The 24,436-nt window shown below is 39.8% G+C and carries 17 protein-coding genes and 1 pseudogene; 10 read left to right on the plus strand and 8 right to left on the minus strand.

Annotation, left to right across the window (positions count from 1 at the left end; all coding sequences use genetic code 11):
- Positions 1-16: 16 nt before the first annotated feature.
- The gene (locus tag MTBBW1_RS00650) at positions 17-817 is read right to left on the minus strand and encodes a DUF3108 domain-containing protein (RefSeq protein ID WP_080797720.1); all 801 of its coding nucleotides are present in this window, start codon (positions 815-817) and stop codon (positions 17-19) included.
- A 190-nt stretch (positions 818-1,007) separates the two neighbouring features.
- Complete coding sequence (locus tag MTBBW1_RS00655) at positions 1,008-3,374, minus strand: hybrid sensor histidine kinase/response regulator (RefSeq protein ID WP_139786609.1); 2,367 nt, start codon at positions 3,372-3,374, stop codon at positions 1,008-1,010.
- 290 nt (positions 3,375-3,664) lie between these two features.
- Between MTBBW1_RS00655 and MTBBW1_RS00660 the strand changes: the two genes are divergently transcribed.
- The 5 genes and pseudogenes from MTBBW1_RS00660 to MTBBW1_RS00675 all read left to right on the plus strand — a co-directional run bounded on the left by MTBBW1_RS00660 (position 3,665) and on the right by MTBBW1_RS00675 (position 6,579).
- Positions 3,665-3,850, plus strand: a complete 186-nt coding sequence (locus MTBBW1_RS00660) for a YqaE/Pmp3 family membrane protein (RefSeq protein ID WP_080797725.1) — start codon at positions 3,665-3,667, stop codon at positions 3,848-3,850.
- An 843-nt stretch (positions 3,851-4,693) separates the two neighbouring features.
- A pseudogene (locus MTBBW1_RS30255) lies at positions 4,694-4,894 on the plus strand (4Fe-4S binding protein); the annotation flags it as partial.
- A 284-nt stretch (positions 4,895-5,178) separates the two neighbouring features.
- Positions 5,179-5,268, plus strand: a complete 90-nt coding sequence (locus tag MTBBW1_RS30260) for a 4Fe-4S binding protein (protein ID WP_080797728.1) — start codon at positions 5,179-5,181, stop codon at positions 5,266-5,268.
- A gap of 39 nt (positions 5,269-5,307) precedes the next feature.
- Positions 5,308-6,006: a hydrogenase nickel incorporation protein HypB gene (gene hypB, locus MTBBW1_RS00670; RefSeq protein ID WP_080797731.1), complete on the plus strand. Its 699-nt coding sequence runs from the start codon at positions 5,308-5,310 to the stop codon at positions 6,004-6,006.
- Between the two features lie 204 nt (positions 6,007-6,210).
- The gene (locus MTBBW1_RS00675; RefSeq protein WP_080797734.1) at positions 6,211-6,579 is read left to right on the plus strand and encodes a hydrogenase maturation nickel metallochaperone HypA/HybF; all 369 of its coding nucleotides are present in this window, start codon (positions 6,211-6,213) and stop codon (positions 6,577-6,579) included.
- A gap of 49 nt (positions 6,580-6,628) precedes the next feature.
- Here MTBBW1_RS00675 and MTBBW1_RS00680 read toward each other — a convergent pair whose 3' ends face one another.
- The 4 genes from MTBBW1_RS00680 to MTBBW1_RS00695 all read right to left on the minus strand — a co-directional run bounded on the left by MTBBW1_RS00680 (position 6,629) and on the right by MTBBW1_RS00695 (position 12,518).
- Entirely contained in the window at positions 6,629-8,353 is a 1,725-nt protein-coding gene (locus MTBBW1_RS00680) for an FAD-binding oxidoreductase (RefSeq protein WP_080797737.1), read from the minus strand.
- A 45-nt stretch (positions 8,354-8,398) separates the two neighbouring features.
- Positions 8,399-9,961 (minus strand): FGGY-family carbohydrate kinase, encoded by a 1,563-nt coding sequence (locus MTBBW1_RS00685; RefSeq protein ID WP_245809202.1) that lies wholly within the window; start codon positions 9,959-9,961, stop codon positions 8,399-8,401.
- Between the two features lie 75 nt (positions 9,962-10,036).
- Positions 10,037-11,797 (minus strand): glycerol-3-phosphate dehydrogenase/oxidase, encoded by a 1,761-nt coding sequence (locus tag MTBBW1_RS00690; protein WP_080797743.1) that lies wholly within the window; start codon positions 11,795-11,797, stop codon positions 10,037-10,039.
- 19 nt (positions 11,798-11,816) lie between these two features.
- The gene (locus MTBBW1_RS00695) at positions 11,817-12,518 is read right to left on the minus strand and encodes a FadR/GntR family transcriptional regulator (protein WP_080797746.1); all 702 of its coding nucleotides are present in this window, start codon (positions 12,516-12,518) and stop codon (positions 11,817-11,819) included.
- A gap of 436 nt (positions 12,519-12,954) precedes the next feature.
- Here MTBBW1_RS00695 and MTBBW1_RS00700 point away from each other — a divergent pair, with 436 nt between their 5' ends.
- A complete protein-coding gene (locus tag MTBBW1_RS00700; RefSeq protein ID WP_186441003.1) occupies positions 12,955-14,937 on the plus strand; it encodes an SUMF1/EgtB/PvdO family nonheme iron enzyme in 1,983 nt (660 codons plus the stop codon).
- A 153-nt stretch (positions 14,938-15,090) separates the two neighbouring features.
- Entirely contained in the window at positions 15,091-16,002 is a 912-nt protein-coding gene (locus MTBBW1_RS00705; RefSeq protein WP_080797752.1) for an Rpn family recombination-promoting nuclease/putative transposase, read from the plus strand.
- Between the two features lie 1,223 nt (positions 16,003-17,225).
- Here the strand turns inward: MTBBW1_RS00705 and MTBBW1_RS00710 are convergent.
- On the minus strand, positions 17,226-18,833 hold the full coding sequence (locus MTBBW1_RS00710) for an ATP-binding protein (protein ID WP_080797755.1): 1,608 nt from the start codon (positions 18,831-18,833) through the stop codon (positions 17,226-17,228).
- Between the two features lie 240 nt (positions 18,834-19,073).
- Between MTBBW1_RS00710 and recD the strand changes: the two genes are divergently transcribed.
- Positions 19,074-21,518: an exodeoxyribonuclease V subunit alpha gene (recD, locus tag MTBBW1_RS00715; RefSeq protein ID WP_245809203.1), complete on the plus strand. Its 2,445-nt coding sequence runs from the start codon at positions 19,074-19,076 to the stop codon at positions 21,516-21,518.
- Here the strand turns inward: recD and MTBBW1_RS00720 are convergent.
- Complete coding sequence (locus tag MTBBW1_RS00720; protein WP_080797758.1) at positions 21,511-21,975, minus strand: hypothetical protein; 465 nt, start codon at positions 21,973-21,975, stop codon at positions 21,511-21,513. The two genes, recD and MTBBW1_RS00720, sit on opposite strands and share 8 nt — an antisense overlap.
- Before the next feature lie 159 nt (positions 21,976-22,134).
- On the opposite strand from MTBBW1_RS00720, the gene MTBBW1_RS00725 reads away from it, so the two are divergent.
- Both MTBBW1_RS00725 and MTBBW1_RS28050 read left to right on the plus strand, forming a co-directional pair.
- Positions 22,135-23,739 (plus strand): ATP-binding protein, encoded by a 1,605-nt coding sequence (locus MTBBW1_RS00725; protein ID WP_080797761.1) that lies wholly within the window; start codon positions 22,135-22,137, stop codon positions 23,737-23,739.
- Between the two features lie 76 nt (positions 23,740-23,815).
- Positions 23,816-24,436: AAA family ATPase (locus MTBBW1_RS28050; protein WP_186441004.1), on the plus strand; the 621-nt coding region annotated here is incomplete at its 3' end.

Here is a 24,436-nt window from a genome sequence, read left to right on the forward strand (position 1 = left end):
TTTCATATAAAAAATCCTACATTTCTGAAGAGACAAGTTCTCCTGTAATACTGCCCACTATTACCTTGCATTCAATTCTGACCGGCAGCTTCCTCTCATCAGCAGTCATCCAGATTTTGAGTTCTGGATCTTTGCTTTTTTTGAAAACTCCGTCAAAATGTTCTAATTCCGGTTCAATAAGATACGTATCATATGTGGTGCCGTTAAGTTCAATCAGCTCCTTTTTTACAATATGGGCTTTTCCGATGAAACACCGTTTTCCGTCGGTAATGGGGAAGGTAATTTCTGATGCAACTGCAAACTCCTTGTTCCGTATGCCGAAAAGCGCTGAAAGTGGGTCAAATGAACCGGATTGAATGTCAATCGAATCTCTGGGGTTACCAAAATTTGAATATGATGCCTTCTGTTTTTCCCAGTCAAAGTTTATTACAATATCCTTTTTATCCTTGCCTGTGGCCTTTTTTCTGTAAAAAAGAGAGCGGCTGATGTCAACATCTGTGTAGGACTCTATCCTCTCCCTGATTTTGTAGAAAATATCTACGGTTGAAGATGTTTTAAGTTTAAGGACAAAATGGTGGGACTGGATTCCGTTGAGATATTGAAAGGGAAGGGACTCCAGAACGGCTTCACCTGCTTCAATAACTCCCCATCGGAGTTGAAATATCAGCTTCTCTCCGATGGATATGGGGAGAGAATTTTTTAAGGCACCGGAATTTGTAAATGCACCAACATTTGCAGATGTTCCAGAAAAAAAAATGCACCCAGATGCCATGATCATTACAATGAGGGACTTGATGCTAAGCATTGCTTTCTTCATTGGGATTTTACCTTTTTCATACTGTATGTGGTTTTAAAAACTCCAGTGTAACGCAATATTTGTTAGACAAGCAAATTAGGCTTCAATATCAGCCGTTTTTATCATAATATCAAGCATAAGGTAAAGTTTTTTTGGGTTTCTTTCAACATCCTCTCTCTGATGTTCAAAAATGAAATCAGCATTCAGGGTGTCATTTTTTTCTATCCAGAACATCTCGAATTGTTTTGGCAATCTCTTTGACCACAATGGGTTTCATTGTGTAGCCGTCAATACCAATTGATTTTGCTTTTTCTTCATCAATGAGGCTGTTGTAACCAGTACAAAGGATAACTGGAATATTTGGGTTAATCTCCTTAAGGCTTGCAGCAAGTTTGATACCGTTTATCTTGGGCATGGTCATATCAGTGAGTACAACATCGAAAGCGTAAGGTCTTGACCGAAATTTCTCCAGAGCTTTGATCGGGTTTGTTTCAGATTCTACATGGTAGCCCAGGCGCTTCAATATCTTTACAGCCATATCCACAATGGAAGCCTCATCATCGACAAACAGAATCTTTTCACCATTTCCAAAGGAAATATCCTCAGATCTTGTAACATTAGGCATATTTTTTTCAGCAACCACAGGAAAAAAGATGTTAAATGTTGCCCCTTGTTCAGGAGAAGTGTCAACATAGATGGCACCATGATGACTTTTGACAATGCCATGAACAACTGACAACCCCATACCGGAACCTTTGCCCACAGGTTTTGTTGTAAAATAAGGATCAAAGATGCGTTCAATTATATCATTGCTGATTCCCGGTCCTGAATCACTTATTGTTATTTTTAGCCATTGCCCAGGGGAGATATCTGGATAAATATGATCAATGCATTTGATTTGCATTTTGTCAACAGTAACATTCAGGGTTCCACCGTTTTCCTCCATGGCCTGTGCAGCATTTATGCAGATGTTCATCATTACCTGGTTAATCTGGGCAGAATCTGCATTGATAATTATTTCTTCATCTGGAAAATTATGTGTGATCTCAATGGTGGTGGGAATGGTTGATCGTATTAATTTAAGGGCATCTTTGATGACAGAGACAGCTCCCACAGGTTTTAACTCTTCATCAGTTCTGCGGCTGAAGTTAAGAAGTTGTCTGACAATGGCAGCCCCCCGGAACCCGGCGGTTTTGATCTCTTTAAGGGAGTCGTAAGCTGGGTTCCATTCAGGAATATCTGCCATGGCAAGCTCTGCATTTCCCGTAATAATATAAATAATATTGTTAAAATCGTGTGCGATTCCTCCTGCAATTGTGCCAATGGATTCCATTTTACTTGCATGGCGAAGCTGTGCTTCCATTGTTTTTATTCTGGTAATATCATGAAATATGGTTAGTTTTGAGACTTTTCCGGAGGGGTTGTAAATGGGAGAGTTTGTGACAGAATAATAGCAATCATTTACTGTTTTTGACAGTTCATAGTCAATATGTTCACCTTTCAGAATGTTGTCCAATACGCACCATGAGCATTTTTTATCATTTTCATATATTGCTTTATAGCATGGCTCTCCTGTTGCATCTCGTCCCACTCTGTCTATCATTTGGGGGTTCATGTATTCAATGACAAGCTCTGAAGAACAGATATACGCCGGATTTTTCATGGATTCCATCATGGAACGGTATTTTTCTTCACTTGATTTTAAGGCTTTTTCCACCTGTTTGCGCTCAGTGATGTCAAGGACGCTTCCGAGACAATAGAGAGGTCTGCCTGTGGAATCCCTTACAAGATTGGCATCAAGAATGCCGTGAATAAGGTTGCCGCTTTTGTGGATGAACTTTTTATCCATGCGGTAATGATCAATTTCCCCTGAAGCAAGTTGCGCCTGTTTTTCAAGATTTTCTTTAATAATTTCCGGATGGGTGATCTCCTTAAGATGTTTGCCAACAAGTTCTTTTTCACTGTATCCAAGCATTTGGCAATAGGCTTCGTTGGCATGTTCAATAAAAAAATCCATTGAAATCTGTGCAATACCCACCGACATGTGGGTGTAAATTTTTCGGAAACGCTCTTCGCTTTCTTTCAGGTTTTTTTCATAGTGTTTGAGTTCTGTTATATCATTGTAGGTAACAACAACCCCAAGTCCTTCAATGGGAAGAGGAGCTGCTGTAACGTTTATCCAGACCACCTCGTTCCCTGGTTTGACAATTCCCATTTCACAGTTTGTCACCAGCCGGTTTTCTTTTAAAGCAATAATACCTGCCCATTCCTCTTTTGGCATCTCAGAGCCATCAGGGCGAAGAATCCACCATTCATCTCCATCAATCATTCTTTTTTCATGTTGCTCTTTGCCCACACCCAGCAGCTTTTCTGCAACAGCGTTTGTTTCAATAATACCCCCGTTTTTATCCGAGACAGTTATTCCATACGGGAAAGAATCAAAAAGTGTCCTGTACTTAATTGCTTCAGAGTGGCACTTATCGGCACGTTCTTGAAGTTCGGCTATCTGCTTTTCCAGCTCTTCATATGTAGGCTTTTCAGACATGGTTTCTGCCTTTATATATTTTGTTAGTGACACTTCATCTCATACCAAAAGTACTTTACTTTTTCTGGATTGACGTTCCCGAAAAACGGTCATGCTATTCCGGAAAGTGTAAAGCAAAGAATGAAAGATGCCTTTTGTTAAAGGTTGATAGGTTGAGTCTCTGTATTGTTAAGTATTTTTGCTTTTTCATGTTGCGTTGTGTAAAAGCTTGATTTCATCTAAGCCATAGCATAAAATTCACAAAATATCATTTATTATCCATTGTGCTATGGAAAATAAATGATGCTGGATAAGAATGGAATAGATATAAGGAGAAAAATAGCATGGAGTTGATCAAAATTATACTTGCAGTACTTTTACCGCCATTAGGAGTTCTTTTGGAAGTTGGCTTTGGAATGCAGTTCTGGATTAACATCCTTCTGACACTTTTGGGCTATCTGCCGGGTGTTGTTCATGCTGTGTGGGTAATTGCAAAATCAAATGCCCCTGAGAAAAAGGAGATAGAGTAACTCTACTCTTAAAAACAGGCATCCTTCATATGAACCCAACAGTACTTTACACTTTGTTGTGAGAGATTCCCACCAATCAGAGCTTTCTCTCAAGAAAGTGTAAACTGGGAAATGAAGCATGCCTAAAAACAATAAGGATTTATATAATTGACTCCAGATATTAAAAAATTTATCTCACTTTTTGAAATCCCGCCTGCAATTCAACCCTATGTGGAAGTGTTTGCTGAACCTTTGGAAATTGAGCTTATAGTTACAATGAACGGCACTGTAATGAAACCGGAAGAGGTTGCAGAACGTTTGAGCATGGATTTGCAGCAGGCATCGGATTTCCTTGAGAAATGCTATTACAAGCATTTTGTGCATCGTGTGGTGGATGGTAAAAAAGTGGGTTATGTTTTTGATCATGTTGATACAGCCGGAAAATCCGTTGCCTATATGCCGGCTCGTTTTACTGATCGCCTTGATGAGCTTACCATGTATGGAAACTGGGACGATATCCCGGAGGATGTCCGGCAGGAAATTACAGACTGGTGGCTTGATGACTACGTGAAAAAAGTCTCTCCTGTTGTTGAAAATATCAAAAAAGATCCCGATGCATACCAGCAGATAAAGCAAAAGGATTTTCTGCTTCTTGAAGAGGCTCTTGAGCAGGTAGAAAAGGCAGAGGTTCATGCAGTGGTCAACTGCGACTGTCGATCCAGTACACAAGGATGCAATCGTATGGTTGAGGCATGCATTCGCCTTGATGATGGGGCAAGATACACCCTGGAAAGAGGGCTTGGCAGAAAACTTACGCGTGAAGAGTGCAAAAGCGTGGTTCTTAAAACCGATCGTGAAGGCCTAATGCACATTGGAACACTTCCCCATGAAGGAAAGGGGCTTTTTGGTTTTTGCAACTGCTGTACCTGCTGCTGTTTTCCAGTAAGGGCTTCCGAAAGACTTGACAGTGACAGGATTTATCCAAGGGTGCATTATGTGGCGTCAAGGAATGATGATACCTGCATCCATTGCGGCATATGCGTAAAGCGATGTCAGTACAATGCTTTTTATCATGATGGAAGTGATGTTATTGTAAAACTTGAAAAAAATTCAAAAAAATGCACGGAAAACACTGAAACAAAAAGCACGGAAAACACTGAAACAAAAAGCAGGGGAAACACTGTAACAAAAAGCAGGGGAAACACTGTAACAAAAAGCAGGGAAAACGCTGAAACAAAAAGAAGAGAAAAAGTAGAGATAAAAAGTAAAGATAGCTCTGAAAGCAGCATTATCATTAATAAAAAAGCCACCAAAGATAACAAGGACTTTAAGTTAAAAAAAGAAAAGCTGTGCTTTTTGATCCGTCAAGATGCTATGGATGCGGTTTGTGTCGTACCGGATGCCCCAATGACTGCATTGAGATGATATCAGTACATTAACCATTGTACAAAACAAAGAACAGATAAGAGGCACAATCATTGACAAAAAAAATAATAGAGGTAAGGCAGTCAGTAACCGCTGCCAATGACTCTGTTGCAGAAAAAATCAGAAAGTGCTTTGATCGTTACGGCATCTGGGTGCTAAACCTTATATCCTCTCCTGGTGCCGGAAAGACATCCCTGATTGAAAAAACCATTGAAGCTTTAAGCCCGAATATTGCAATAACTGTTATTGAAGGCGACCCATACACCAGCATGGACAGTGATCGAATCAATGCCGCAGGAGCACGGGGGATCCAGATCAATACCCATGGCGGATGCCACCTTGATGCCAGGATGATAGAAAATGCACTTTGTGAAACATCTGAAAAAATAATTGATTTTGGCACTGTAGATATGATCATAATTGAGAATGTCGGAAATCTTCTTTGTCCCGCGGTTTGGGATTTGGGTCAGGATAACACAACAGTTGTAACGAGCTTGACAGAAGGAAGCGATAAACCCTTTAAATATCCAGAAACCTTTATAAGGGCTGACACTCTTGTGATCAACAAAATGGATCTTAAACCCTATCTGCCTCCACCTTCTGCTGAACTCAAACCAAATGCCATGAGCATTAACCCAGCACTGAAGATTTTTGAACTAAGCTGTACAAACGGGGATGGCCTCTCTGACTGGTATGAATGGGTTAAAATGAACATCAGGAAAAAGAAAACAGGGATTCATGCTAAGGCTTGATATTTGTCTGAATCAGGACAACCATGATAAAGAGAATGCTCAGGATACTTAATCCTGCCTTATCCTGTTAATCTCGGGTATCCTGATTCAGACAACCGCAAAAAAGTTCATTAATGTACACAATGAACACAAAATGCAAAAAAAATTGATATCACTCCCAAAACTCAATCCTCAATCTTTTGGGAACAAAAAAAGGAAGTTACAATGCATGAAGAACCCTATGCCCAGTCAATTCTGGATATGGCCATTGAAAAAGCCGGCGATAGGTCAATAACCGAAATTGTTTTGGAAGTAGGGCGATTTAGTGCAATTGACCCCAAATCACTTGAGATGTTTTTTGTCTGTTTGAGCAAGGGGACAGTGGCTCAGAAAGCATCTCTTATTTTTGAAATTGTACCTGTAACCCTTGAATGTAAGATGTGCCATAAAACTAAAACCATTGATATCCCGCAGGATCGACCTGTTCAGCCTTTTCTTGCCTCCCACTTTAGAGATGGTTGCTCCTGCGGTTCCAAGAAATTGACGGTAACTCAGGGGCTTGGTATTGAAATTGCGACCCTTAAGATTGAATAATGACCAAATCATAAGTGCATAGACAAATATTTCTTGGGGTTGGGTCTAATTAGTCTCCCATTCCGAGTATTCCTCCAGGATTCATAATATTATTTGGATCAAAATGCTTTTTTATAGCCTTTAAAACATCAAGCTGCACTTCTCCTATATGGGATTTCATAAAAGGCCCCATCATGCGGCCAACACCATGATGGTGACTTAACGAGCCTTTACCTGCAATAATTTCTTTTATTATTCCCCTCTGAAATATCTGGAAATCATCAGGATGTTCAGCACGGGTTATAAATATGAAATAGAGATTGGTTCCCTGTGAATAGAAATGAGACGCATGGGTCATGCAGATGGTATCGGGACGATTTTTTATGTATCTTCTCACCCTTGAATGAAGTTCATGAAGGTTTTTCCATGTCACAGACGCCTCCAAAGTATCTATCAGGACGCCATAATCGTTAAGGCTGTCCCTCATGTATGGGTCACTGAAACGTCCATGACGCCATTTTATCAAAGGGTATCCTGTTAGATATAGACCTTGTTCTTTTTTGCAGATTTTTTTTACCTGTTTTTTTATGTTATCTGTAAACTCCTTTTCTCCATCCGCCTGTCCCATGAGAATACAGCGTTTGCCTGGTTTGTATTGTTTTATTTTCATGAACTTGTCCAGAAAGGAGCCTTCCAGGTTGTACATTTTCATGGCAACATCACTCTCTTCTGCATCAGATATTCTCAGAATTGAAGGCATTCCAAACTCTCCCTGACTAATATTTCTTGCAGCCTTTACTGTGGAATCCCAGTCAGGAAACATGAATGCAAAGGTTTTGCTGTTTTCAGGGAAATATCTAAAAATTTTCATGGTCACAGCCACAAGAACACCAAAAACGCCTTCCGAGCCTTTCATTATGTCATTTACCTTAGGGCCGGTTGCTGTGGCAGGATACTCAAGGGTCTTGAAGCTTCCGGCAGGCGTTATATATTCCTGACTGATAACAAGATCATATGCATCACCATAATAGGAGGATGCCTGGCCTGCTCCAAGTGTTACAACCCACCCTCCAACAGAGGAGAATTCAAAGGATTGTGGAAAATGCCCTCCTGTATAGCGATGTGATGCTCCAAGAAGTTCAGGTGCCTCATTTAAAAGTTTTTCGTAAGCGGGGCCCATCATGCCTGCTTCCACAGTGATTGTCTGATTTTTTTCATTGAACTCAACAAGTCTGTTCATATGGGTATTCATGACAAGTGTGATTCCACCTTTAAGACAATCAAGGCCAAGGGTCACTGAACTTCCACCACCGTAAACATGAAGGGGTATCCTCTTTTCATTACAGTATTCAACAATCTCTCTTATCTGTTCACGATTTTCTGGATGCACCACAAGATCAGGTATATTTTCCACAATTCCGTGCCTGAGTTTCAGAATATCCTCCATTGATTTTCCCTTGGAAAATTTCACACGGCTATATCTGTCTAAAGATATATTTTCAACACCCACAATTTTTTTTATGCCATCAATGTCATCAGGTTTTATGATTTTACTCTTCTCTTCCTCTCCTTTAGGCTTTTCCACTTTAATATTGCCAATCAGGTCATGGTTTTCAAAATCATCATGCTTTAAGTTCAATCTTTCTCTGATTATGTCAAGAAAGCCTGAAGATGGATTTTTATATCTATCAGGCGCTCCCCATTTGAAGATGGCACGAAATGTTCCTTCAAGTGGTGGATCATTTATCCATTCTGGTGTTTGCTGATTATTTGCTTTTCTGTTTTTAATGAGCATGTTTACTCCGTTATATTTTTTTACACAAAGGTTCTGGAATCTCCATTATTCGGGATATCCCGTAATCTTTTGAATTTCTAAGTACAATGGTTGAAGTTGCCTGTACATTTTTTTATAAACTTTATTGTATAATTGATCGTACAATTGCACATTTTCCGGACGTGGATAGTATTTTTCTTCAATGGATACCATCTGCGCAACCGCCTCTTCAAATGTGCTGTAAAGTCCAAGCCCCTTTGCTGTTATTATGGCAGCTCCAAGTCCTGATGTTTCATGGGTTTTTCCCCTTGCCATTGGCAGGTTGAAAATGTCCGCTGTTATTCTGCAAATTTCATCACTTTGTGATGCGCCTCCTGATACAACTGCAAATCTTGCCCTAAATTTTCCTTTATGCTCTATCTTTTCAAGTCCTTCCCGCAGGCCATAGGCAAGCCCTTCAATAACTGCCCGATATACATGGGCTTTTTTGTGAATATCTCCAAAACCTATCATTGCACCTTTGGCAAATGGCTGATCAAGCCCTGGCCCCCAGTATGGCTGAACAACAAGGCCCATTGAACCTGGAGATGTATTTTGAAGGTGAGAGTTCAGAATCTCTTCTGCCGGAACATCCCTCTTTATAGCTTCAACGACCTCCTTGTGGGCAAATTCGTTCTTAAACCATGTGATCATCCAGTATCCCCTGAAAATTTCAATTTCAGGGTTGTATCTGTCTGGAATAGATGCAGGGTAGGGCGGCATGAAAGGGAGAGGCTCAAAATATAGTTTTGATGTTGTCTGAATAGTTGCAGTTGTACCAAAACTTAAGCTTACACTTTTACAATCCAGAACTCCGGCACCAACGGTTTCACATCCCTTGTCAGAGCCGCATGCCACCACAGGCAGCCCCTTTGGCAGACCAGTTTCAATTGAAGCTTTTTCAGTTATCTTGCCAACTGTTTCACCAGGTTTTACAAGGGATGGGAGTTTACTGTTTTCTATGGGGAAAAAAGCCCTTGAAAGGCCATATTTTCCAGACCATTTCAAGGTTTTGTAGTTAAATGGGAGATGTCCTATCTGGGACGCTGTTGAATCAATATAATTGCCTGTGAGGCGGTGGTTCAGAAATCCGGAAATGAGAAGATACTTATGGGTTTTTTCCCATATATCCGGCTGATTTTCCATGATCCAGTTGCATTTCCCCTGTGATTTTATATCTGCAACTTTTTTATCCATGTCTGTTCCTTTGAGCATGGCATTTATTACTGCATTCAAAAGAGTATTTTTGCCAAAAGTAGGGCTTGCCTTTCTCTGATCAAGCCAGAGGATAGCCGGCCGAAGAGGATCGCCATGTGCATCAATGTTTATTACACTGTTTCTCTGTGTAGTAACTCCAACCCCTGCAACTTTTTTGAAAAAATCAGGATTTTTTGCCTTTAGTTCCAAAGTGGCACTGCATAGACTTTCCCAATAGAGCATTGGCTCCTGCTCTGCCCAGCCCGGATGAGGCGAAATACATGTATCATAGTGTCGCTGTGTTTTTGCCATAAGTTCGCCTTTTGCTGAAAAGATCATGGCACGAAGGCTTTGGGTTCCGCAATCAATGGATAGTATGTTTTTCTCTTTCAATATCATTCCTCGTCAGTCATAAATTCTCTGGATTATCACTGAAAAATCATCTAAACAGTACTTTTTAAAGCTTCATCAAGAAGAAAACGGTGATGAGTAGTAACGCTTCCATGTCTCAATGTAACTTTTTTTCTCCTGTTCCCATCTTTCAGTACTCCATGGCAGATAAGGTTCGCAAATGCTCTGGATTTTATTAAGATGGGCTTTTCCCCCTTCAGGGAGCAAAAGGCCGATTCTGACCCTTCTTAATAAAAGGTCGGAAAGATGCATAACCTTTTCATGTGATGCGGCATGGGGCAGTTCAGCCCATAATGTCTCTGTGTTATCAATGGGGTGAAGAAGCTCTTTGTGATCATTTGTGATTTCAACGGCCAGTGTTCCGTATCTTCCTGACAGACGCCTTCCTGCATGAAGCTTTGCAAAACCTGAAAGATCAGCCATAGGGGGATTCATATTGAAAACCCTGTCCGAAGTTTTACTTTTACGACTCACTTCTTCTGCATTTACAGGTCTATTGGAGGTTGATATGAACTGCTTTGCAGCTTTAAGGGCATCCAGTGCCAGAAGTCTGAATGTGGTTAATTTTCCGCCTGTTACTGTTACAAGCCCTTTATCTGCCCAGACCACATGTTCCCTTGATTCACAGGAAGGATCAGTTGTGTTATTGCCTTTGCTGAGTACCGGCCTTACACCTGCAATGGAGCCTGTGCAGTCTGATTCCGATATTTTAAGCCCGGGCAGAATAAAGTTTAGCCCCTCCATCAGATACTCTGCCTCTTCAATGCTTGCAACAGGTTCCATATTTGGGTTTTTTGGATGATCAACATCGGTTGTTCCCAGGACAGCGCACCCCTCCCATGGAAAAATAAATACAGGGCGTTTGTCCTTAGGATGGATAAAACTTATAACCCTGTCATGGGGGAAAAGTTCTCCAGGAAAAATAAGGTGACTTCCCCTGAGAGGCCTTAAAAAATAGCCATGCCTTGGACAGCTATGGAGTGATTCTGCCCAGATTCCGGTGGCGTTTATGACAAAAGTGGCGTCAAATTCGTGTGATATAGAAGTTGCATAAAGCTTTTCTGATAAATTAAGTTTTTCTGATAAATTCATTACACTATTATTCTGTAGCTTTTTATCTTTTGTCGGGGCATCAAGTTTATCTGATAAATCCATGAAAGTCTTAATCTGAAATTTGTTATCCGTTGGGGCGGCTCTGTTAAAATCCTTCTCATCTGCATAAACCCCGACAACTTCTCCTCTTGAGTTTCTTTTTATATTTTGAACCTTTGTGTAGTTCAATGCTACCCCACCGCCTTCACATCCCTCCTGGATAAGCCTTAAAACAAGCCTTGCATCATCTACCTGGGCATCCATGAAATCAAAACCAGTCATAAGTGACTCTCTTTTCAGTTCCGGCATCATTTTTTTTATCTCAGATGCATTATATCTTGAATGCTGTTTTTTCATGGCCATAAGGCTGTAAATATTTAAGCCAGCTTCCATGAGAAAAGCAGAAGGGCCAAATGATTTGTAAACCGGCATGAAAAAATTGAGTGGTTCCACAAGTCCAGGCAATTCCCTGAGAAGTCGCTGCCTCTCTGTTACGGAGTCGCGTGTGAGAAAGATTTTTCCCTGCTTAAGGTAACGAAGCCCGCCATGTACCATTTTAGATGATCTGCCTGATGTTCCGGATGCAAAGTCATTTTTTTCAAGAAGCAGGGTGGAGTAGCCCATTTTTATCGCCTGATGAAATACAGCAGCACCTGTAATTCCTCCTCCAATTACAATGATATCCCATTTTTTTTTGATATTATTAAGTTCCATTATCAGTTCCATTAACTACCCTTGCATTTTTTCAATAATTAAGTTTCCAAAACTCCATGGCATGTTTCATGGCTTCTTTAACTATTATTGCACTTTCAGAAAGATTTAGATTCATTTCATCATTATCTTGTTTATCAATGGAGTTTAGAAGCATATCGTAATAACCGGAAGAGTGTTTTCGGCTCTCCTCATGTTGGAAATAGTGGTAAGCCAATGTTTCAAAAAGAGGTGAAAAATCGTTTAGTATCATACGAAAAACAGGATTCTCTGTAAGATTCACAATAAGAAGCTGCAACTCCCAGTCAAAATCTGCAAATGATTTTGCTCTGTTATCAAGATCTTTGGCCTTAACAAGCTTTTTTATTAGTTCATCAGGGGCTTTTGCCACGGCAATTTCTGTAATGCCTGGAAACAAAACCACCCTGATCTCCATGAGATTGAGAATCATCTCCTTTGAAAGGGTTTTACCGTTCCGTACCATGGCACCAAGTAGGCCAAGTCCTCCATCCTTTAAATAGTCGTTGATTCTGGTGGGTTTTCCCTGCTGTATGGTAAGCCATCCCTGTGCTGAAAGATGCTTGAGGGTTTCACGAAGTGTTGGTCTTGTGATATTAAGTTGCTCTGCAAGTTCCCTTTCCCCCGGCAAATGATCGCCTGGCTTGTATTTTTTTTCCATTATTGCTGCAATGAGCTTCTTTTCAGCATGTTCTGACGGTTTTAAGGGTTTGTCCATTTAGTGTTTCCTTTTTGTGAGGCTTTTTTGTTTTCTTTTTGTGAAGCTCTCAGTTCAGCTTTAAATCCTTTGAGAAGAATTGATATTCAACTGGTAAGTGGTCATACCAGTTCTGAAATTTAAAATCAATGATAAAATTAATTTAGTGAAAAGCTTTTCACTTCAATTATTGCCTTAGCATTTCGCTGCTCACAGGTAGAAGAAGCTTGATGTATTTTTATAATTGTATAATTATTGTACGAAAAATTTTTTTATGGTAGATTCCCTTAATAGACCCACATGAGAGTAGATACAAGGCATGCCTTGCCTGTACAGCACCATGGTTATGAAAATCATGAGGTGGATTTTCAAGGTAAATCAACTCTCGTTTTTGAAAAGATAAAGTATTTTCTACCCATTCCTTAGACCCCGTTCCATAATAATGGAGGAGGTTTTTATGCAGCAACATTATTTTTGTTTGTTCAATTATAAGATCAAGATAAATATATCTTTGGTTGCATTGGCTTTTGTTTTGTTTATTATCACCAGCCCAATTTTTGCTTATGACTGCGGTGAAACAGTGCCGGATGGAGATCATCCACTGAACGGATATTTTGCTAATCACGGTGGGTTTCCCTATGAAAAAAGTGAAGATGGTAAAACAGTGACAGCTTCCAATGGTTTGATGTGGCAATCTGAGGCTCCCATAAATAAATATTACTGGGATAGTGCCTGTTATTACTGTGACTCTTTGAGGCTTGGCAATTATAAAGACTGGAGATTGCCAAGGGTTAATGAACTGGAATCAATTATTGATGAGGATTCTACTCCTACAATATCAGCTTCATTTTTTACTGCACAGGAAGGACTTTACTGGTCATGCAGTGTTCCTAAATCCTATGACACCAACGCCTGGATTGTGTCATTTATAGATGGCCATACAACTATTACTGACAAAACCGGAACAATGTATGTCCGATGCGTAAGGGATGTTTCAGATTCCGGTGTCCAGGGTAACTCCCTTTCAATAGAGTGGGAAGCAACTTTATATAGAGTTGCTCCTTTTTTAAAAACAACAACAAATTTGAATACAGCAGCAACATCAGGCTATGCCCTGATTCCACAAATCACAACCGGAGAGAATATTTTTAGAACAGACACCATTGATTTTGGGGTGACGTCAATCAGCAGAAAAGATAGGGACGGAAATGATGTTATTATCAGTGATATTACAGAAGGAAGCAGTATTGATTATCGCTGGACTATTTCCGGCATTGAAGAGACAGATCATCTGATTTCAAATGCGAATAAGATAAAGCAAAAAATCACCATTGATAATGACGGCGGCTCCACCGGCAGTGATATAAAACCGGGAGATTATACTTTAACTGTAGAGGTGTGGGATCATGAGTATCCCCAAAACTATGCTAAAGAATCTGTTAATATAACAATTTGTGATGGTGACTGTACTCTGGAACATGGTGACCTTCAAAATATACCTCTTTTTGTCAATGAAGATCATTCTTTAAGCTTAAAAAAGTTATTATATCAGGACAGAAAAGATGATCCAAAAGTAAAATTGTCCTTTGAAAATTTAAGATTGAAACTCATAGATGATCCCGTTGGACATAATCGGGTATTGTTTGAACTTGAAACATCGGTATCTGGAGAGGATGTAGATCAGAATTATACTATTCCTGATCCCCCACCTCCAATTACCCTAACCAACTCCCTTGGCATGACCTTTAACCTGATGCCTGCCGGAACATTCATGATGGGTTCTCCTGGAGATGAAGGGGGACGAATCAGTAACGAAACCCAGCACGAAGTAACCCTGACCCAACCATTTTACATGCAGACCACAGAAGTGACCCAGGGGCAATGGAAAGCAGTTATGGGTAACAATCCCTCATGGTTTTCTGGATGTGGAGACAATTGCCCGGTTGAGATGGTTTCATGGGATGATGTCCAAGGTTTTATTGCAACGTTGAATGCCCTTGGAGAAGGTGTTTATGCACTGCCCACTGAAGCCCAGTGGGAATATGCTGCCCGTGCAGGCACGACAACTGCCTTTGCAAATGGAGATATTACAGCTTCAGGTTTTTCATGTGATCCTGATCCCAATCTTGATATCATGGGATGGCACTGTGGCAATTCTGATAAAACACATCCCGTGGTACAGAAGAAAGCCAATAATGGAGGCTTGTATGATATGCACGGTAATCTCTATGAGTGGTGTCAGGATTGGTTTGATAATTATCCTTCTGAATCTGTGATAGACCCTGTGGGAGCATCATCAGGCTCCATCCGTGTGATTCGGGGCGGTAGCTGGAGCAACAACGCTCGTAACTGCCGGTCGGCGTACCGGAACCTCAACTACCCGGGCCGCAGGCGCCACCTCATAGGCTTCCGCCTTGTCCTCTCCCCAGGTCAGCAGTAATCGGTATTCAGGTCAGTGAGGAACCGTCAGTAATCCGCATCGTAACGGAACGGAATGGAATTGGAGCGAGTGGAGCGAGTGTAAATGAAATGGAGTGTAGTGTAGATCGGATTACTGATTTTTGAAATATCATAATAAAACAAAGGTTAAACAATGATATATGTAAAACCAACGTCAGACATTTTTATAAAATACTTATTTGGTAAAGAAGAGCATAAGAGTCTTTTGCTTGATTTCATAAATGCAGTTCAGGAAAATATGAATTTCCCTCGGATAGAGAAAATAGAGCTGAAAAATCCCTTTAATATCAAAGAACTTGTGTTTGACAAGGAGTCAATTCTTGATATCAAGGCAGTATCTGAAACTAAAGAGACGTATAACATAGAAGTGCAGACATCGGGAAATAATATATTCAAAAATAGAAGTTTGTATTACTGGTCAAAATTATACTCATCCCAGCTTGAGGAGGGTATGCAATATAATAAACTTTATCCGGTGATCTGCATAAATATACTTGATTTTGAGCTTTTCAAAGAGATCGGCAGATATCATCTAAGTTTTATGTTGAGAGAGTGTAAGGATCCGGAACTTTATCTGACAGATCATCTTGTAATGCATTTTCTTGAACTTCCAGGGCTTGAAAATTATAATAAAGAAAAGCAGTTGGAGCAATGGCTCTATTATTTGAAAAATGAAGGTAAGACAGAAGGAGATGAAGCCATGAAAATATTGCTTAAGGAAAATCCACAGATAAGAAAAGCCCATGAAAAATATGAGGCATTTACCCGTGATGAAGCCCTTCTTGATGCCTATGAAGCACATATGAAATGGAAAAGGGATTATTATTCAGGAATTGAGGCAGCAAGACTTGAAGGCAAGGAAGAAGGCAGAGAAGAAGGCAGGGAAGAAGGCAGGGAAGAAGGAGAAATCATAGGCAAAATCCTTCTTTTCCATGAAATACTTGGGCTTTCGCTTCCTTCAAACGATGAATTGAAAGAGATGACTATTGAAGAGCTTAAAGAAATGTTTGAAAAGATAGAAAAAAAATGGATGAATGTTAAGTAATAGTGTTTAATTAACTTACCCAAACTCCCCCTCTCCAGTAACGGAGAGGGGGCTGGGGGGCATACGCATCAAGCTAAGGTTTTCAAAGCCTTATCAGACGGGTTTTTCTAATTTTTGTTGTTAAGATGTTTGATTTTATATTTATAATAAAAACAAAGTCTTATATTCTTAGCTTGATGCGTATGGGCTGGGGGGTGAGGTGAATGGGCAAGTTATCAACTCGTCAGTAATAAGTTCTTTTAGTAGTAGCCACTATATATTGTATTTTTAAAACGAGCCAAAATACAATATATGGCATCGTTAATAAGAACTTATGACTCTTGAGTAATATAACATGAACCATTTTTAATCCATCCGCCGGAGGCATAAATCAAAGAAGAAAAAATGCGAAAATGAAAAAAAACAACCGGACAGTATTAAGTTTAAGAGCCGACAATCCAGGCCTCTCCTTTTTGAAAATAACAGCAGGAATTTCAGTGGTTGTAATTTTTGATTTGATTTGACGAGTCAGCCAACCTGCCTTATGTGGGGTTAGCAGCGCATATGGTCTAATCCATACTTTCAAAGGCTTGTGAGGGGGAGAAAGGAAAAGTTATTACGGACTCATTTATGAGTACCATCAACAGACAAGCCATTTCGGCGGAAGAATCAGCAGTTCTTTTTGCAGTTGAACCAAGACAAAAAGCCCCGATTATGGGGCACTGACGGTAAGATGGACAACTCGACAATCTCTGAGTTAACCATTCGTGGCAAGTCCGGATGAAATTGCTTTATATGTAGGGGGAGAAATACTTTTGTGGTAGAGATGCCTTGTTGGGCTTTATGTATTTCTGGGGGAATCTGCTCCTTGCGCTTAACTCGTTCAAGAGTTATTGATATAAAACGCTAATGGGAAATCGGAACATTTATGGAAGGAACAGGAATAAAAAAATTCCTGTATCGTTGAATTATGCTCTTTATAAATCAGGGCACTGAACATTGTCAAGTATAATAGAAAACTAGGTGTAAGGGGGAAGGGGTACGTTGTGTTGCAACCTTACAGGAAAGCTATTTATCTGAAAATCTATAGATTACACTCAATGACTTGTCATTTGATAGTGACAAGGCCGTTGCGTCAAGCTGAGTGTTTGGATGAGTAAACGGGCATGATTGATTTTGTATCAATTATCCCCAAGTATAAAAATGATAGTCATTTTCACGGTAAAACAAAATTCATCTGGGTTCTACATCAACAGATTTCGGGTTGTTTTACTGAAAACAAGTCCAACCTCATGGACAGTTATACCCTTTATGCCTCTGTATTTTTTTGCATAACCTTTTTTTATAATCTGTTTTAATGCCGGATTGTTTTCAATAGCATATTCACCATCAAGTTCTTCTCCATAATTTGCAGCCATATTTTTTTCAGCCCTGTAAAGAGCATCAGCACTTTCCTGATTAACAACCTTTATCTCCATTACATAAATATGGTTTCCAAGTTTAACGGTCATGTCAGCCTGTCCGTGATTTGTGATATCTTCGGGTATAATTTCTGCATCAAGGGAAGAGAAAAAAGCATATAACACTGATGCATAATATCCCTCATAATCAGCAATATCGTTATTTGTAAAGTTACGCCAGGGAATTGATGAAAAAAGACGTTTTATAACCTCTGTCATCCCCTGAACATCGCCTTGTTCAAGGCAATCATAAAGAGTATTTTGTAAGGTGATCTTTTCATTGACAAGATCTGTATAGGCATTGATAAAGTGGTCATGCAGAGCAATCTTTACTTCCAGATTGGGAATTTCAAGCTGAAACATCAGGCGCTGGCGGCGGGTAAAGGTTTTTTCTATGGTCAGATAGCCGCTCTGAAACAACAGCGTAAGAGGGTTTATCTTTTCCACTTCAAAGGAATCTATAATTTCTTCTGTTACCACAAGGTTTGCAAGGGATGGAAGGAAATAGCGGTTCTTTTGAAAAAGTTTTACTAAAAATGTTGGATTACCTGTTTCAAACCAGTAGTTTCTATATGATTTTTTATTATATATAAATAGTAAAATATCATAAGGATTATAAAGACAGACGCTTCCCAGCCATTTATAACCATTATACCAAGATTTAAGTTTTTCCATGTCAACACTTCCCATATGATCAGAAAACTGAGTTTCCAGATTTTCATGGGTGTAGCCACAGATGGTAGAGTAATTTTCACTTAATGTAATATCTGTAAGCTGATTGACACCGCTGAAAAGGCTTACTTTAGAGAATTTGGTTACACCTGTCATAAAAACAAATTGAAGATGTGCATCTTGTCCTTTGAGAACCGAATAAAGATTTTTAAGCCCCTCCCTTATTTCGGAAGCAACTTTGCTGTTTTCGATATTATCAAGTATGGGTTTGTCATATTCATCAACAAGAACCACAGTTTTTTTGCCATATTTTTTTGCAGCTTCACGAATTAAATGGCCAAAACGTCCACGGATGCTCATAGGTGAATTTTTGAGGTTCAGGTAATTCTCGTTTTCCGTAAGGATTTCGTGTATTATATTGTCAAGTTCTTCTCTGCTTTGGATAGTTCCATCGGAAAAGTCTATTTTGATTACAGGATATTTTTGACTCCAGTCCCATTTATCATGGATATAAAGCTCTTTAAAAAGCTCTTGGTTACCTTCAAAAATTTCCTTTAAGGTATCAATAAAAAGGCTTTTGCCAAACCTTCTGGGTCTTGAGAGAAAGAATCGTCCTGCATGTTTGACAAGTTCCCAGGCCATTGGAGTCTTATCCACATATATCATATTTTCACTTTTCATGCTTGCAAGTGTGTTGACACCGAGTGGTAAATTTTTCATGATTGTTCCTTCTTATCATTTAGGAATGGAATTTACTTAAAGACGACACCAATGATCTTTTGAGCCTTGTCAATCCTGATTCAGACAAATGCAATAACAGCTAAAAATATAATCAAGCCCGATTTTTTAAAACTCCAGAAGCAGAATATGTGGTAGCATAACGAACAGAATCTCTCTTTATTTGTGGTTAATACTAAATTTCATAAAAATCAAGAAATGACTTTTAAAGGATGTCGAATAATGGATGAAAAATCAGTGCATAAAGATTCTTTTTCCGGAGATATGACAGAGGATTCGGATATTAATGTCTCTCTTGTGAAGAGAGACTCTGGAAAAATTAACTTCGGAGCAAATAACCATTCTGGAGAGAATAGCCATTCCGAAGGGATTAACCATGCAGGAGAGATTAATTATTCAGGAGAGAGGAGTGATAAAAAGATTTCCTCATGGAAATATCTTCTGGAACTTTTGAACAGATGGACAGAACATGGTTGGCTCAGGCCTTTGGACAGGGCATTTGCACTGTTTTTGAAAGAACAGGAGCCGGCAACATCGGGCATTGTACTTTTAACTGCTGCCCTTGCAAGCCATCAACTGGGCAGGGGGCATGTTTGTCTTGATCTTGCTGCCTCTGTCTCTGATCCCGATGCTACTTTGTCCCTTCCTCCAGAAGGAGAGTCAGGAGATGAGATGCCTGCACGGCCTTCCATGCTTTTATCGGAAATCAGCCTTGAACAATGGGTGGCTGAACTTTCAGAATCCCGTCTTGTGGCACTTGAAAAGATTGCGTCTAAATCTTTATGTCAGGAAACACCAGCCACATTCCAGGAAACACCAGCCACATTCCAGGAAACTGCAGCTACATTCCAGGAAACTGCAGCTACATTCCAGGAAACACCAGTCATATTTCAGGAAACATCAACCACATTCCAGAAAACACCTGCTATATTCCAGGAGCTACCAGCCACATCCGACAACGATAATAATCAAAGGCCACTTGTTTTATGTGATGGACGTTTATATCTTCGTCGCTACTGGAGATATACAGTGGAAGTAGGAGAGGGGATATCTCATCTTATTAACCGTAATATGGCTGTTCCTGAAGATCTCTCTTTGAGAATTGACAGGCTTTTTTATTCCCTTCGCACGGAAAGTGAGCATAAAAAAGAGGATATACACTGGCAGAGTATTGCCGCAGCCATTGCAGCAAAATACGCCTTCTGCGTGATATCAGGAGGCCCTGGCACCGGCAAGACCACAACAGTGGTTCAGCTTTCCGGACTTTTGCAGGAGATGGCCCTGGAACAGGGAACAAAATTGAGGATAAGACTGGCCGCCCCCACAGGAAAGGCAGCAGCAAGACTTACGGAATCCATTGGAGAGGCGGTTAACCGTCTTCCAGAGGAAATCCGGCCATTTATCCCAACTGAAGTGACAACTCTTCACCGTCTTTTGGGGAGTCGTCCTGGTACACGACATTTTATACATCATTCAGGAAACAAACTTCATCTGGATCTGCTGGTTGTGGATGAAGCATCCATGATTGATCTTGAGATGATGGCAGCTATTGTTAATGCTCTGCCGGAAAAGGCGCGCCTTGTGCTTCTTGGTGACAAAGATCAGCTTGCATCAGTGGAAGCAGGATCAGTGCTTGGTGATCTTTGTCGCTATGCAGGTGATATTTGTTATTCGGCTGAAACCATCAAATGGCTTGAAGCCCATACAGGATACTCCATTGCCGTTGATGAAAATGAATCAACCGGAACAGCCAATGAGCTTTCCCAGCATATTGTGGTATTGAGAAAAAGTCACAGATTTGGAGAAAATAGCGGAATAGGAGCATTATCAAGGGCTGTAAACTGTGGGGATTCTACTCTGGTTCAGAAGACATGGAACAAGTGTTTTGCAGATATAAGCCAATTTACTTTAAGTTCTGGTGAAAATGAACGTTTTGCAGCCTTTGTTATGGATGGAACTCCAGAAATATTTTTAGGAATTGATTCAGAAGATAAAATATCATTTAATTCTGAGGGGTTTCAGCAACTGACAGATTTAAAACCTGAATATTGCAGGGAATTATCCGGACGTGCAGGATATCGGCTTTATCTTGAAAAGATGAAAGAGAAGAGATTTGATGATGCTTGGCTCATGGAGGTACTGGAAGCATTTAACCGGTTTCAGATATTGACTCCTCTGAGAAAGGGAGAGTGGGGTGTTGAAGGGTTGAATCAAAGAACTGCGCTCATGCTTTATAAAGCAGGGCTGATTTCTGCAACAGACGGATGGTACCCAGGGCGCCCTGTCATGGTAACACGAAACGATTACAGTCTGGGGCTTATGAACGGTGATATTGGCATTCTTCTTCCTGTTGATGGCAGAAATACCCTGAAGGTTGTGTTTCCCATTGCCGGCAATGTCCTGAAAAAAGTACTGCCATCCCGTTTGAATGATGTGGAAACTGTGTTTGCAATGACAGTTCATAAATCCCAGGGGTCGGAATTTGATCACACTGCCCTTGTTCTTCCGGACAGCATTTCCCCTGTAATGACAAGGGAGCTTGTTTATACGGGCATCACACGTGCAAAAAGTTGGTTTACGCTGGTGGGTCCAAAGCCAGGTATTCTTGGAGGGGCTGTTATGAGAAGAGCCCACAGAGCATCGGGACTATGGGAACACTTTATTTGAGAAGGTTTCTGCTTTTGGTAAATTCATTTAATGAAACAGCTATATTTCCAAAAAAGTCTCCTTTTCTGAAACATATAGGTTTTACTTTCTCCTGGTGTTTACTGGCATCTTTTAGATATTTATCTAATTTATACAAAGCCCCACCGATTTTATGGGAATAGTAGATGCCGCCTGGAATAAAAATCAAAAACATTATTCCAAGATTAATAAAAAAAAGTTCGGTATTGGCTTGTTGAAAGTCCTTGATAAGTTCGGTGGCAAATGCGTTTTGTATTTGGGCAATTGAATTATTCATTTCAACATTGTGGAGGCTATTCATCACGCCCTGATAGTAAAGGTATCCACAGACATAAGCCAGTATTGCAAAAACAAGGATTAAGGAAGAGAGGAAAATGAGAAAATGAATCTGAAATTTTGGATTCACCAGGTATTGTTTACGATAGGATGATTTTTTCATGAAAACCTCAAAATATGGACATAAAAATAAAATGTGAATGGATTATTTGATTAATGCTTTATTAAAAGGTGAGTGGCTTGTCAAGTCAGAATATTAAAATGAAGACCTTTATCAACTTCTCCTCGCAAGTAAAGTAAAAAGTTCAGAAAGGATTGATGCATGAACAGTCTTCCCACACTGCCCACAGGAAACTCCTCATTTGAGAAGATCAGAAAAAATGGCGATATATACGTGGATAAAACCCGTCATATATTTAACATGGTAAGCGGCGGTGACTACTACTTCATGTCCCGCCCCAGAAGATTTGGAAAATCCTTAATGGTTTCCACCCTCAAATGCCTGTTTGAGGGAAAACAAGATCTGTTTGAAGGTTTATGGATAAAAGGTAAATACAAAGACAAAGATATAGATAATGCTTTCAATTTTGAATGGGAGTGGAAAAAACATCCTGTAATAACCCTTGATTTCAATGGAATCAGCCATCAGACTCCGGAGTTTTTAATTCAGGGTCTTTCATTAGCCATAAAAAAAATAGGTAAGAAATATGGCGTTGAATTAATCGACATACCTGTTAAGGAGCAGTTTAAAGAGCTAATTGAGAGCCTTTTTAAAAAAACCGGAATGCCGGTTGTATTTCTGATTGATGAATATGACAAGCCTCTAATTGATCACCTTGGCAAAGGAGATGATGCCCTTGAAATTGCAAAGAAGAATCGGGATATTCTCAAAGATTTTTTTGGAGTTATAAAAGATGGTGATGTTGTTGATATAACCCGTTTTGTGTTTATTACAGGTGTTTCAAAATTCAGCCAGGTCTCCATATTTTCGGAGCTTAATAATCTCACAGACCTTACAATGCACAAAAAATATGCAGAGATGATGGGTTATACCCAAACGGAGCTTGAACACTGTTTTGCCATCCATATAGATGCCTTTGCAAGGGAAATGGGGATTCCATCCTCTGATCTTCTTTTACGTATGAAGCAGTATTATAATGGCTACCGCTTCTCGGAAACAGACATAAAGGTTTATAACCCGTTTTCAGTGCTCAGAGCCTTTGGTGAACAGGCTTTAAAACCCTATTGGTTTGCCACCGGGACGCCCTCTTTTTTAATAAATCTTATAAAGGAAAAAGAGTGGTATCCCCCTGAAATTGAGAACCTGAAATCAACCCTTGCCATATTCAGTGTATATGATCTTGAGACACTTTATATTGAAGCACTCCTTTTCCAGGCAGGATACATTACCATCAAGGATGTTGATGAAGAGCTCTATACCTTTGATTATCCAAATCGTGAGGTAAAGACAGCATTTATTGAAAATATGTTCTATTCCTATACAGATGGAGCCACTGATTGTGCAAGGTTCATTCTGCTCTCCAAATATCTTCGCACGGATAATATTGAATTATTCATAGAGACAATTAAATCTGTTTACGCCTCCATCCCGAATATACTTGAAAGCCACAGAGATGAGGCATATTTCCATACCATATTCTATCTTATGGTTTCAGCATCAGGAGTCACTGCTCACAGTGAGGTTCTCACCTGCAAAGGCAGAATAGACATGGTGGTGGAGTTTAAGGATAAAGTTTATATCATTGAGTTTAAATGCGGCCGCAGCAGTGATGAGGCAATTAGACAGATTAGAAGTAAAAAATATGCTGATTCATATTTGCAACAGGGTAAAACAATCCATTTAATGGGAATCAATTTTGACATTGAAACCCGTAATATATCGGATTGGAAACATGAGTTGTTTTAAGCCCTGTTTAAGGTTTGGATTTAAGCCTTTTTAATGGTGTTGATTTTGCCAATTACAAAAGCAAAAGGATGGGTTCATGAAAAAACTTCCTACACTGTCCACAGGAAAATCGTCATTTGAGAAGATCAGAAAAAATGGCGATATATACGTGGATAAAACCCGTCATATATTCAACATGGTAAGCGGCGGTGATTACTACTTCATGTCCCGACCCAGAAGATTTGGAAAATCACTCATGGTATCAACCCTCAAATGCCTGTTTGAGGGAAAACAAGATCTATTTGAAGGTTTATGGATAAAAGGTAAAGACAAAGATATAGATCATGCGTTAAATTTTGAATGGGAGTGGAAAAAGCATCCTGTAATAACCCTTGATTTCAATGGAATAAGCCATCAGACACCTGATATTTTAATTCAGGGGCTTGCAATTGCCCTCAAAAATATCGCAGCAGATTTTTCCATCAGCTTAAAAGAGACTCTGCTCAAAGAACAGTTCAAAGAGCTTATAAAATCATTGAATAAAAAGACGAATATGCCGGTTGTATTTTTGATTGATGAATATGACAAGCCGCTAATTGATCACCTTGGCAAAGGAGATGATGCCCTTGAAATCGCAAAGAAGAATCGGGATATTCTCAAAGATTTTTTTGGCGTTATAAAAGATGGTGATGTTGTTGATATAACCCGTTTTGTATTC

The organism is Desulfamplus magnetovallimortis (genome assembly GCF_900170035.1).
Lineage (GTDB): Bacteria > Desulfobacterota > Desulfobacteria > Desulfobacterales > Desulfobacteraceae > Desulfamplus > Desulfamplus magnetovallimortis.